At 66.0% G+C, this 12,249-nt stretch carries 11 protein-coding genes and 1 tRNA gene; 9 read left to right on the top strand and 3 right to left on the bottom strand.

All coding sequences use genetic code 11. The annotated features are described in order from the left end of the window. Positions 1-2: 2 nt before the first annotated feature. Positions 3-1,070 carry an alpha/beta fold hydrolase gene (locus shn_RS18935; RefSeq protein WP_064331799.1) on the bottom strand — a complete coding sequence of 356 codons (1,068 nt, stop codon included), beginning with the start codon at positions 1,068-1,070 and terminating at the stop codon, positions 3-5. Between the two features lie 86 nt (positions 1,071-1,156). Between shn_RS18935 and shn_RS18930 the strand changes: the two genes are divergently transcribed. Then, positions 1,157-2,221, top strand: coding sequence for a helix-turn-helix domain-containing protein (locus shn_RS18930; protein ID WP_371328572.1), 1,065 nt, complete (start codon positions 1,157-1,159; stop codon positions 2,219-2,221). A gap of 68 nt (positions 2,222-2,289) precedes the next feature. On the opposite strand, the gene shn_RS18925 is transcribed toward shn_RS18930, so the two are convergent. Continuing rightward, positions 2,290-2,364, bottom strand: a tRNA-Gly gene (locus shn_RS18925). A 220-nt stretch (positions 2,365-2,584) separates the two neighbouring features. Between shn_RS18925 and shn_RS18920 the strand changes: the two genes are divergently transcribed. From shn_RS18920 to shn_RS18905, 4 genes are all read left to right on the top strand, one after another. Further along, entirely contained in the window at positions 2,585-3,094 is a 510-nt protein-coding gene (locus shn_RS18920; protein ID WP_024271118.1) for a prolyl-tRNA synthetase associated domain-containing protein, read from the top strand. A gap of 57 nt (positions 3,095-3,151) precedes the next feature. Beyond that, positions 3,152-4,114 carry a thioredoxin gene (gene trxA, locus shn_RS18915; protein ID WP_064331798.1) on the top strand — a complete coding sequence of 321 codons (963 nt, stop codon included), beginning with the start codon at positions 3,152-3,154 and terminating at the stop codon, positions 4,112-4,114. Positions 4,115-4,240: 126 nt separating this feature from the next. Beyond that, on the top strand, positions 4,241-4,921 hold the full coding sequence (locus tag shn_RS18910) for an LON peptidase substrate-binding domain-containing protein (protein WP_064331797.1): 681 nt from the start codon (positions 4,241-4,243) through the stop codon (positions 4,919-4,921). A 9-nt stretch (positions 4,922-4,930) separates the two neighbouring features. After that, positions 4,931-5,119, top strand: a complete 189-nt coding sequence (locus shn_RS18905) for a Trm112 family protein (protein WP_064331796.1) — start codon at positions 4,931-4,933, stop codon at positions 5,117-5,119. Between the two features lie 20 nt (positions 5,120-5,139). On the opposite strand, the gene shn_RS18900 is transcribed toward shn_RS18905, so the two are convergent. Continuing rightward, on the bottom strand, positions 5,140-6,360 hold the full coding sequence (locus shn_RS18900; RefSeq protein ID WP_064332695.1) for a ubiquinone biosynthesis hydroxylase: 1,221 nt from the start codon (positions 6,358-6,360) through the stop codon (positions 5,140-5,142). Between the two features lie 99 nt (positions 6,361-6,459). Between shn_RS18900 and tesB the strand changes: the two genes are divergently transcribed. From tesB to shn_RS18880, 4 genes are all read left to right on the top strand, one after another. Beyond that, positions 6,460-7,347, top strand: coding sequence for an acyl-CoA thioesterase II (tesB, locus tag shn_RS18895; RefSeq protein ID WP_064331795.1), 888 nt, complete (start codon positions 6,460-6,462; stop codon positions 7,345-7,347). 219 nt (positions 7,348-7,566) lie between these two features. Next, positions 7,567-7,917, top strand: coding sequence for a P-II family nitrogen regulator (locus shn_RS18890; RefSeq protein WP_064331794.1), 351 nt, complete (start codon positions 7,567-7,569; stop codon positions 7,915-7,917). A 28-nt stretch (positions 7,918-7,945) separates the two neighbouring features. Continuing rightward, entirely contained in the window at positions 7,946-9,307 is a 1,362-nt protein-coding gene (locus shn_RS18885) for an ammonium transporter (RefSeq protein WP_064331793.1), read from the top strand. A gap of 240 nt (positions 9,308-9,547) precedes the next feature. Further along, the gene (locus tag shn_RS18880; RefSeq protein ID WP_064331792.1) at positions 9,548-12,211 is read left to right on the top strand and encodes a DNA translocase FtsK; all 2,664 of its coding nucleotides are present in this window, start codon (positions 9,548-9,550) and stop codon (positions 12,209-12,211) included. Positions 12,212-12,249: the final 38 nt, after the last annotated feature.

The raw sequence follows: 12,249 nt of genomic DNA, 5'->3' as shown, positions 1-12,249 counted from the left end.
GATCAGAACGAGCTCTTCAGGCTGCTCCGGAGGGCATCGATGATCCGCCGTTTCAGCTCGGCATGGATGTCCGCCCGGGTGCGGCCGCCGGGGTCGTCGCAGATCGGATCCACCTCGCCCACGGATTTCAGCAGGTCGGCGCCGCCCTTCTTGCATTCCGGCAGGAAGCTGAAATGCACGGCGTCCGCGATCGCCGCATAGGAGGCCTGCGGCACCAGCGCCGCCAGTCCGTCCGCGATCACCGCTTCGGGGATCGCGTCCGCAGTGCCGAGATTGATGAAGGTGAGCGGGATGTCGATCGCCTTCAGGCTGTCCGCGACATAGGCCTGGGCCAGCCCCGGGTCCACCGCGACCACCCCGCGCACCCGCGCATCCCGGTTCGATTGCTCGAAGCGGGCCTTGTCGAGCATGCGCAGGTCGACCTTCTCCACCGCCACCGGCTTGTCGCCGACATATCCCCGGCCGCCGGCGAACCAGGCGCAATCCCACTTGCCGTAATCGTCGCAATAGCGGGCATAGGCCTCGAGATCGGCCCGTGCGCCGGCGATCTCCATCGCCGCCGCGCCGCCGAGCGAGAAGCCGACGACGCCGATGCGCGCCGGGTCGATCGTCGCGCGCCAGGCGGTGTCCTGCGAAAAGGCATCGATCAGGGCGGAGAGGTCGGCGGTGCGCTCCCAGAGTCTCGGCGTTGCGGCCGGCGTCGAATCGCCGCTCGTCGTGCCGGGATGGTTCGGCCCGGCGACGACGAAGCCGGCCTCGGCCAGCGCCGTCGCAAGCCAGCTCATGCCCTCCACCCGGCTGCCCGAGCCATGCGAGAGCAGCACGAGCGGAAAACGCCCTTTGGCGACGGATGCATCGCCATGCGCCGGCGCGCCCTTGAACAGCTGATTGTCGCCGATCAGGAGCGGCGCGCCGCCGGCCCTGGCCGGATACCAGACCGTGACGTCGATATCGCGCCCGCGCTCCGGCGCAAAGACGGTTGTCGTGCGGACGCCGACCTCGGCGGCATGGGCGGGCGTGGCGGCGGCGCTGGCAAGGAGGAAGGCGGAAAACAGGGAAAGGATGGACATCGGAACCTCGTTCGATAGGACTTGACCGGCAGATCCTCGCCGCGACCTGCCCTTCGTCGCGTCCTCGATCGTGTTTGAGGTCGCCCTTGATCGCGATCGGGATCATGATGCCCGCCAACGCCAACCGATCCGTGCTGCCCGTGCTCTTCGTTCCCCTGCCTTTCGTCGTCGCCCTCCTGCTGCTCCTGCGTTTCGTCGCGCTCCTGCGCCAGCAGGAAGGTGGCAACCGGCCGTTCCTCGCCTTGATCGGGCTCTGCATCCTGCAATCGATCGCCGTCGGCCTGCGCTGGGGCTATGACGTGACGGCGGTGCGCTATGTCCTGCCCGTGCTGGCGGGCGGCCTGCCGCCGCTGGTGCTGGCGAGCTTCCAGAGCCTCATGCATCGTGATCGGGCGGATCTTCCCTGGCTGAACGCCGCGCCGCCGGTGCTGATCTTCGCCCTCCTGATGCTGGCGCCCGATCTCATCGACGGCGCGCTCGTCGTCATCTTCGTCGGCTATGCCGTCATCCTCCTGCGGCTCGCCAATGCCGGCCCCGATGGGCTGGACGAGGCCCGGCTCGATGGCGCCGTAGGGGCACACAAGGCGCTGCTCATCGCCGCCGGCTCGCTCTGCCTCTCGGCGTCCCTCGACATTGCCATCGTGCTGGATTTCGAGTGGAGCCGCGGCGAGAACGTGCCGATGATCGTCAGCAACGCCAACCTGCTCAGCCTCTTCCTGGCCGGCCTCACCGCGGCGGTCGCTGCCCGCGCCCGCGCCATGCCCGTTCCACCGGAGGAGGGCGATCGGGATGATTCGACGTCGGAACGGGATCGCGACGTGCTGGAGCGGGTCGACCGGCTCCTTGCCGACCAGAAACTCTTCCGCGACGAAAACCTGACGCTTGCGCGCCTCGCCCGGCGGGCAGGCGTACCGGCCCGGCAGATTTCCGGCGCGATCAACCGCCTGACCGGCAGGAACGTCTCGCAATATATCAACGATTTCCGCATCGCGGAGGCCTGCCGGCTGCTGCGCGACACCGACATGCCGGTGACATCGGCCATGCTCGAATCCGGCTTCCAGACCAAGTCGAACTTCAACCGCGAATTCCGCCGGGTCACCGCCATGAGCCCCGCAACCTGGCGCGCCGAAAACCGCCCGCCCCCGTCTTGAGCGCGCAATCCCTGTCGCAGAAAACACAAAAGCCCCGGCGAACCGAGGCTTTGAACCATTAGGAAGAATGGAGCGGGTGAAGCGATTCGAACGCTCGACCCCAACCTTGGCAAGGTTGTGCTCTACCCCTGAGCTACACCCGCTCATCGTCGACGGCCTGGGGTAGTCGGTGGCCGAAGGTCGCTGCGTTGCGGCGACGGGCGGTATATGGCCCAAGGTTTTTTCAAATGCAACAGGGAAATGTCAGATTTTGAAGAAAAAAATGCGGAGACTTTCAAAGTCCCGGATTCTCAGGCGGTTGCGCTCGTGCGGCCGACGTCCTATCAGCGGATGGACGTCAATTGAGCCGGGACAAGCAGGAAAATGACCGAAGCGCAGCCGAAGACCGACAGGGATCTCTTCCAGTTTCTCGATGATCTGGGCATCGCCCACAGCACGAAAGAGCATGCGCCGGTCTTCACCGTCGCCGAATCGGTGGCGCTGCGCGACGAAATTCCCGGCGGCCACACGAAAAACCTCTTCGTGAAGGACAAGAAGGACAATTATTTCCTGATGACCGTCGAGGAGCATGCGACGGTGGACCTGAAGACCGTGCATTCGGTCATCGGTGCCGCGAGCCGCGTCTCCTTCGGCAAGCCGGAGAAGCTGATGGAGTATCTCGGGGTCATTCCCGGCGCCGTCACCGCCTTCGGGGTGATCAACGACACGGCGGGCAAGGTGAAGATCATCATCGATGCGGACCTGATGGCCTTCGACACGATCAACGGCCATCCGCTCAGGAACGATGCGACGACCTCGATCGGTTCGAAGGATCTCCTGCGCTTCATCGAGGCGACCGGCCACGAGCCGCTTGTCTTGAAAGTCACGGCCTGACATACGATCTGGGGCACAGACACGACATCGAGGCGCTTGGCGCCACAGGAGAGACCCATGAGTGCAGGCGACAACCCCTACGCATCGTCTTATGGCGGCCAGATGAACGTCTCGGCGAGCTTTGGCGGCGCGGCACCGGCGGATGACCTCATCAAGGACACGACGACGGCGAATTTTTCGCGCGACGTGCTGGAGGCCTCGCGCCAGCAGCCCGTTCTCGTCGATTTCTGGGCGCCCTGGTGCGGCCCGTGCAAGCAGCTCCAGCCGATCATCGAGAAGGTCGTGCGGGAGAGTGCGGGCCGCGTGAAGCTCGTCAAGCTCAACATCGACGACCATCCCTCCATTCCCGGCCAGCTCGGCATCCAGTCCATCCCCGCGGTCGTCGCCTTCGTCGGCGGCCGGCCGGTCGACGGCTTCATGGGCGCGGTGCCGGAAAGTCAGATCCGCGACTTCATCGACAAGGTCGCAGGCCCCGCCGGCGCGGACGAGAAGGCCGAGATCGAGGCGCTGCTTGCCGAAGCGAAGACACTGTTCGATGCGGGCGACCTTGCCGGCGCGGCCGACCTCTACGGCGCGCTCTTGCAGGCCGATCCGGAAAATCCGCAGGCCCTTGCCGGCATTGCCGAATGCATGATCGCCGCCGGCCAGCCGGAAAATGCCCGCCAGATCCTCGGCAACCTGCCCGAGGCCGTTTTGGCCGACCCGGCCGTCGCGGCGGTGCTGAAGAAGCTCGACCAGATCGAGGAAGCCCGCAAGCTCGGCGATCCCGCGGCGCTCGAACAGGCGCTGGCGCTTGATCCGGACGATCATGCGGCGCGGCTGAAGCTCGCCAAGATCCGCAATGTCGAGGGCGACCGCCAGGCGGCGGCCGATCACCTGCTCTTCATCATGAAGCGCGACCGCGCCTTCGACGACGACGGCGCTCGCCGCGAGCTTCTGCAGTTCTTCGACGTCTGGGGTCCGAAGGATCCGGCGACGATCGCCGCGCGGCGCAAGCTGTCGTCGATCCTGTTTTCCTGAGGCTTTTTCCGGGAGAACGGCGGGGCATCCCTTGAGAAATGCCGCGCCGACCCCACATTCGGGGGAGGCGCGCTGGCGCGGGGCGGGAGACGGATCGCGCGCCGGGCGCAATGGGAAGGCACTATCATGCATGTGGGAAATGCGCGTTATCTGAAGCCGGAGGACCTGCCCGAGGCCATCCCCGTCTTTCCGTTGACCGGTGCCCTCCTCCTGCCCGGCGGGCAATTGCCGCTCAACATCTTCGAACCGCGTTACCTTTCCATGTTCGACGACGCGCTCGCCACGCACCGGCTGATCGGCATGGTGCAGCCCGTCTTCGGCGCCGACCGCGTGGATGACGCCGTGACGGATACGCCCGCCCTCTGCCAGGTCGGCTGCATCGGCCGCATCACCTCCTTTGCCGAGACCGGCGACGGGCGCTACATCATCTCGCTCACCGGCGTCTGCCGCTATCGCCTGCTGGAGGAGATATGCGGTGACAAGTCCTACCGCAGTTTCCGCATCGCGCCCTTCATCACCGACCTTTTGGCGCGCGACGACGAGCAGAGCGTCGACCGCGAGGCGCTGCTCGCCGCCTTCAAGGCCTATCTCGACGCCAACAAGCTGGAGGCCGACTGGGAGAGCGTGGAGCGTGCCAGCAACGCGACGCTCGTCAATTCCATGGCGATGATGTCGCCCTATGGTCCGGCGGAAAAGCAGGCGCTGCTGGAGGCGCCGGATCTCAAGACGCGGGCGGAAACGCTGATCGCCATCACCGAGATCGTGCTGGCGCGCGGTTATGGCGACGTCGACACGATGCTGCAATAGGCGGGCGTGATGAACTCCAGCACCAGCCGCGTCGATCCCAAGCTGCTTGAACTTCTCGTGTGCCCGCTGACAAAGGGGCGGCTGACCTATGACGCGGCCGCGGGCGAACTCGTGTCGGAAAAGGCCAGGCTCGCCTATCCGATCCGCGACGGCATCCCGATCATGCTGATTTCCGAGGCGCGGGAAATCAAGGATTAGACTGCGGGCTGGTCATCGGATCAGATTCGCTGCCCGGCCAGCATGCGCGGATGTCCGCTGCCGGCGGTGCCTTCCGCCTGGCGGATGAAGAAGGATTTCAGCCCCGGCAGGCGATCGACGACGCCGAGGCCGACATCGCGCAGCACGCGCAGCGGCGTCGCATCGTTGGAGAACAGGCGGTTCAGCACATCCGTGGTGATGCCCATGCGCACCGTGTCGAAGCGGCGCCAGCGCTCGTAGCGCTCCAGCACCGAGATCGCGCCGATATCGAGGCCGAGGCGGTCGGCCTCGACGATGGTTTCGGCGAGCGCCGCCACGTCCTTGAAGCCGAGATTGAGGCCCTGACCGGAAATCGGGTGGATGCCGTGCGCGGCGTCCCCCGCGAGCGCGAAGCGCGGCGCGACGAAGGCGCGGGCGAGCGTCAGGCCGAGCGGGAAGGCGCGGCGGCCGCCGACGACCTTCAGCGCGCCCAGCTTGTGGCCGAAGCGGCGCTCCAGCTCCTCCTCGAAGACGAGGTCATCGCTCTCGACGAGGCGGCGGGCATCCTCCGTGCGCTCTGTCCAGACGAGCGAGGAGCGGTTGCCGGTGAGCGGCAGCGTGGCGAAGGGGCCGGCGGGCAGGAAATGCTCCTCCGCCGTGCCTTCATGCGGGCGTTCGTGTTCCACCGTCGTGACGATGCCGGACTGGCCGTAGTCGAAGTGAACGGTCTTGATGCCGGCCATGTCGCGCAGTTTCGAGCGCACGCCGTCGCAGGCGACGAGGAGGCGGGTCCGGCATTCGGTTCCGTCGGACAGGCGGACCGTCGTTGCGTGCTGGTCGGTCGCAAAACCCTCCGCCGAGGTCGCCCAGCGCACGGGGATGCCGAGCGTTCCGGCCTGGCGCAGCAGGCTGCTCGTCACGGCGCGGTTGGGCACCATATGGGCGAAGGGCTGGCCGTCGTCACCGGAGCCGGCGCCCTCGAAGGTGAGGAAGACGGGACGCACGGGATCGGCTGTGCGCGAATCGGTGATCACCATGCGGCGGATCGGCTCCGCCTCGGGCGCGATCTCGTTCCAGATGCCGATGACATCGAGCAGGTTGCGCGCGGCCGCCACGATCGCGAAGGCGCGCTCATCCTTCTGCCAGGCATGTTCCGGCGCGCCGTCGACCACGGTGACGGCGAGATGCGGGGCGGCCTTCTTGATGGCAACGGCCAGCGACAGGCCGACATAACCACCGCCGGCGACAAGAACGTCGAGCATGGTTGCTTCGGGCATGGTGCACTCCTGGCCGCTTGAGGTCTTCTGCCCCTCTATATAGAGGAGGAGGAACCGTATTCCTACCGTCGGAGTCACGTCCAAATGTCGCGTCAGCCTGCGAAGAACCCCGCCATGGATGTCCTTTTGGAGACGCTGGACCTGGAGCGGCTGGAAAGCCGGCTGTTCCGCGGCAAGAGCCCGCAGGTCGGCTGGCAGCGGGTGTTCGGCGGGCAGGTGATCGGCCAGGCGCTGGTCGCAGCGACCCGGACGGTGGAGAAGGCGGGGCGTTTCGTGCATTCGCTGCACGCCTATTTCGTCCGGCCGGGCGATCCCTCCGTGCCGATCATCTACGATGTCGAGAACATCCGGGACGGCGGCTCCTTCGCCACGCGCCGCGTCGTCGCCATCCAGCATGACAAGCCGATCTACTTCATGACCGCCTCCTTCCAGGACGAGGAGAACGGTTTCGAGCATCAGGTGCCGATGCCGGACGTGCCGCAGCCGGAAAACCTGCTCGGCGAGGCGGAGCTGAAGGAACGGTTCATGACCGAGGCGCCGGAGCATATCCGCGCCTACTGGCAGCGGCCGCGGCCGATCGAGCTGCGGCCGGTTTCGCTGGCGCACTATTTTTCGGGAGACAAGCTGGAGCCGCGGCAGAACATCTGGGTGCGCACCACAGGTCCGGTGCCGGCCGAGCGCCACCTGCAGGCGGCCGTGCTCGCCTATCTCTCGGACATGACGCTGCTCGATACCTCGCTCTTCGCGCATGGCACCTCGGTGCTCGACCGCACGCTGCAGGTCGCCAGCCTCGACCATGCCATGTGGTTCCATCGCCCGCCGGTTCTCGACGACTGGCTGCTCTACAGCCAGGACAGCCCCTCGGCTTCCGGCGGACGCGGCATGACCCGTGGCGCGATTTTCACCCGCAGCGGCACCCTGATTGCCTCCGTCGCCCAGGAAGGGCTGATTCGGAAAAAGGCAACTGACTAGTTTTTGCTCAATATCCTATTAATGCCTTATTTTTAATCACATGCGGTGGCGATTTTTTGCGCCGCAGCATGACTTTCATTTTTATCGATTTGATTTCAAAAGCTTAGCCGATCCGTTCGAATCTGGCACGCCCCTTGAATGTGTAGTTCCCAGTCGTGGTCGACGTGACGTCGCCAACGATGAGGAGAGATGGCCCCCGGCTGGGGACAAGCACGAAGGATGGGAAACCAGATGAAAATTGTGATGGCCATTATCAAGCCGTTCAAACTCGATGAGGTGCGCGAAGCCCTCACCGCTGTCGGCATCCAGGGCCTGACCGTGACCGAGGTGAAGGGGTACGGGCGCCAGAAGGGGCATACGGAAATCTACCGCGGCACCGAATATGCCGTCAGCTTCCTGCCGAAACTGAAGATCGAGATCGCCGTGCCTGGCGATGTCGTCGACAAGGCCGTCGAGGCGATCGCGTCTGCCGCCAAGACCGGCCAGATCGGCGACGGCAAGATCTTTGTCTACTCGATCGACCATGCCGTGCGCATCCGCACCGGCGAAACCGATTCCGAAGCGCTCTAAGCAAACGGCAGATCAGGGAGCATTCTTAATGTCGTCTAATTCGATCCTCAACACATTCGCCCGCGTCGGTGTCGTCGCAGCAGGCCTGCTGGCGCCGGTGATGGCCCTTGCGCAGGAAGCAACGGAAACGGCAACCGAAGCCGCGCCGGCCGCAGCCGAGGCCGCGATCAACTCCGGCGATACCGCCTGGATGCTGACCTCGACCGTTCTCGTCCTCTTCATGATCCTGCCGGGCCTCGCCCTCTTCTACGGCGGCCTCGTGCGCAGCAAGAACATGCTGTCCGTCCTCATGCAGTGCCTGGTCGTTTCCGCCGCGATCATGATCGTCTGGGTGGTCTACGGCTACAGCCTCGCCTTCTCCAATGGCGGCGGCCTCAACACCTTCGTCGGCGGCTTCGAGAAGCTGTTCCTTTCCGGCGTGACGCCCGACAGCGTCTCCGGCTCGATCCCGGAATATGTCTTCATCGCCTTCCAGATGACGTTTGCCTGCATCACGCCGGCGCTGATCGTCGGCGCGTTTGCCGAGCGCATCAAGTTCTCCGCCGTCGTGCTGTTCTGCATCCTGTGGGTCACCTTCGTCTACTTCCCGATGGCGCACATGGTCTGGTCGGGTGACGGCGCGCTGATGTGGGACTGGGGTGCGATCGACTTTGCCGGCGGCACCGTCGTTCACATCAATGCCGGCGTTGCGGGCCTCGTCGGCGCGATCATGGTCGGCAAGCGCACCGGCTTCGGCAAGGACATGATGGCGCCGCACTCCATGACGCTGACCATGGTCGGCGCCTCCATGCTGTGGGTCGGCTGGTACGGCTTCAACGCCGGCTCGGCAGCCGCCGCTAACGGCGTCGCCGGCCTTGCGATGATCAACACCTTCACCGCCACCGCCGGCGCGGTCGTTGCCTGGTGCGTGATCGAATCCTTCGCCCGCGGCAAGGCTTCCATGCTGGGTGCGGCATCGGGCGTCATCGCCGGCCTCGTCGCCGTCACGCCGGCCGCCGGTGCCGTCGGTCCGATCGGTGCCATCTTCCTCGGCGCGATCGCTTCGGCGCTCTGCTACTTCTTCGTCTCCGTCGTCAAGAACAAGTTCGGATATGACGACACCGCGGACGTCTTCGGCGTCCATGGCGTCGGCGGCATTGTCGGTGCCATCGGCTCGGGCATCTTCGCCGCCACCTCGCTCGGTGGCGTCGGCTATGCCGAAGGTATCGGCATGGGCGGCCAGGTCTGGATCCAGATCAAGTCGGTCATCGTCACCATCCTGTGGTGCGGTATCGGCTCGGCGATCCTCTACAAGATCGTCGACATGATCGTCGGCCTGCGCGTCACCGTCGAATCCGAGCGCGAAGGCCTCGATCTCTCCTCCCACGGCGAAGCGGCCTACCACTCCTAAGATGCCTGCGGCGGCTCCCAGCGGCCGCCGCCAAACATCCCGTCGCGGTCATAGGACATCTATGCCGCCCTTGGCCCGGACCTTGTGTCCGGGCCCTTTTCGTTTACCGGAGAGAAACCATGTCGCGAGGCTGCATGGTTAACATGCCATTAAGGCTTCCTTCGTAGGGTTCACAGTCAGGCACAGTCCGCGATTCGGCGGAAAAGGTGCGATTTCTTGCGTGGACCATAGGCTTTAACCATGAGCAGAAGCATTTCGGCAGGACTGGACAACCGTCACGACCGCTTCGTTCTGTCGGCATTCGTCTGGCGGCAGGTGCAGATCCTCCTCGGGATCTGCGTCTTCCTCGGCCTTGCCTTCGCCATTGCCGCGCTCTCCACCTGGAATGTCTCCGACCCCAGCCTCTCCTATGCCTCGGGCGGCGAGCCGGCCAACATCCTCGGTTATTCCGGCGCCGTCTTCGCCGATATCTTCATGCAGTTCTTCGGCCTTGCCAGCGTCATCGCGCTGTTGCCGGTCGTCGCCTGGGGCCTGGCGCTGATCAGCGGTCGGCGCTTCAACCGGGTGCCGCAGCGCGCCGGCGCCTGGCTCGGGGGGGCGATCCTCGCCTCCGCGGCGCTCGCCTGCGTGCCCGGGCCCGTCACCTGGCCGCTGCCGACCGGCCTTGGCGGCGTCTTCGGCGACATGATCCTGCGCTTTCCCGCGCTGTTCACCGGTGCCTATCCGACCGGCCTCTTCGCCAGCATCCTCGGCGGCATCATCGCCATTCCCGCCGCCTGGCTGATGGTCTTCGCCGCAGGCCTGATCGGCTCGGTGGCGATCGACGACGAGGAGGATTTCGCGCCCGTCCCGACGCCGAGCCGCGCCCGCACCATCGCCGAGGAAGAGGACGACGAGCGGGAAGGCCCGCTCACCGTCCTTGCCGGCGCCATGACCCATGCCTGGTATACCGGCCAGGCGCGGTTCCGCCGCATCTTCGGCCTCGCCAACCGCCGCCGCAAGGCGCGCGGCATCGAGCAGCCCTATGATTTCAACGAGGACGAGTTCGGCACGCTGAACGAGCCGGCCCGCGCCCGCACGCCGTCCCGCTCCGCCGATCGCGTCGAGCCCTCCCTCGATGGCCGCCGCGTCGTCGCCGCTCCGCCGATGGCCGACGATGACGACGACCTGCCCTTCGACATGGACGAGCCGATTGCCCGCCCCAGCGGCCTCCTCCCCGACGACGACATGGACGACATCGCCGCCGACTGGGCGCCGCGCCGCGCGCCGGCCCGCCCGCCCATGCCGGCGACGACCGCCCGCGTCGTTCCCGCCGCTGCCCGGCCGAAGCCCGGCCAGCGCATCGAGCGCGAGGCGCAGACCTCTTTCGTCGGCCCGGATGGTTTCGCGCTGCCGCCGATCCACCTGCTCGCCGAGCCAAAGGGCCAGGTGCGCGACATGACCCTTTCGGCCGACGCGCTGGAGCAGAACGCCCGCATGCTGGAAGGCGTGCTGGAGGATTTCGGCGTGAAGGGCGAGATCATCCATGTCCGTCCCGGCCCGGTCGTCACGCTCTACGAGCTGGAACCGGCGCCCGGCATCAAGTCCTCCCGCGTCATCGGCCTTGCCGACGACATCGCCCGCTCGATGAGCGCGATCGCCGCCCGCGTCGCCGTCGTGCCGGGCCGCAACGCCATCGGCATCGAACTGCCGAACCAGAGCCGCGAGACGGTCTACCTGCGCGAGCTCATCGCCAGCCGCGACTTCGAGACTTCGAAGGCCAGGCTCGCCATGGCTCTCGGCAAGACGATCGGCGGCGAGCCGGTGATTTCCGACATCGCCAAGATGCCGCACCTGCTCGTCGCCGGCACCACGGGCTCGGGCAAGTCCGTCGCCATCAACACCATGATCCTGTCGCTGCTCTACCGGCTGAAGCCGGAACAGTGCCGCCTGATCATGATCGATCCGAAGATGCTGGAACTCTCCGTCTATGACGGCATCCCGCATCTGCTCTCCCCCGTCGTCACTGATCCGAAGAAGGCCGTCGTCGCCCTCAAGTGGACGGTGCGCGAGATGGAGGAGCGCTACAAGAAGATGTCGAAGATCGGCGTGCGCAACATCGACGGCTTCAACAGCCGCGTCGAGCAGGCGCTGGCCAAGGGCGAGCAGATCAGCCGCACCGTGCAGACCGGCTTCGACCGCCAGACGGGCGAGGCGATGTACGAGACGGAGGAGTTCGACCTCCAGCCGATGCCCTATATCGTCGTCATCATCGACGAGATGGCCGACCTGATGATGGTCGCCGGCAAGGACATCGAAGGCGCCGTGCAGCGGCTTGCCCAGATGGCGCGTGCCGCCGGCATCCACGTCATCATGGCGACGCAGCGCCCCTCCGTCGACGTCATCACCGGCACGATCAAGGCGAATTTCCCGACGCGCATCTCCTTCCAGGTGACGTCGAAGATCGACAGCCGCACCATCCTCGGCGAACAGGGCGCCGAGCAGCTGCTCGGCATGGGCGACATGCTCTACATGGCCGGCGGCGGGCGCATCCAGCGCGTGCACGGCCCCTTCGTCTCGGATGGCGAGGTGGAAGCCGTCGTCGCGCATCTGAAGACGCAAGGCGCGCCGCAGTATCTTGACGCGATCACCGAGGACGACGACGATGACGGCGAGGGTGGTCATGGTCCGGCCGGAACCGCCAATCTCGACGATTCGGACGATCCCTACGACCAGGCGGTGGCTGTCGTGCTGCGCGACGGCAAGGCGTCGACCTCCTATATCCAGCGCCGCCTCGGCATCGGCTACAACCGCGCCGCCTCGCTGATCGAGCGCATGGAGAAGGAAGGGCTGATCGGCCCGGCCAACCACGCCGGCAAGCGCGAGATCCTCGTGCCGACGGAGGATGAAATTTCGGGACGCTGACCGGGAACGGAGCGCCTTTTGCGGCGTTTCGACCGGCA

The sequence above is a fragment of the Shinella sp. HZN7 genome, assembly GCF_001652565.1.
GTDB classification, from domain to species: domain Bacteria; phylum Pseudomonadota; class Alphaproteobacteria; order Rhizobiales; family Rhizobiaceae; genus Shinella; species Shinella granuli.
Note: the sequence above shows the minus strand (reverse complement) of the source record. Positions and strands in the feature narration are given on the sequence as shown.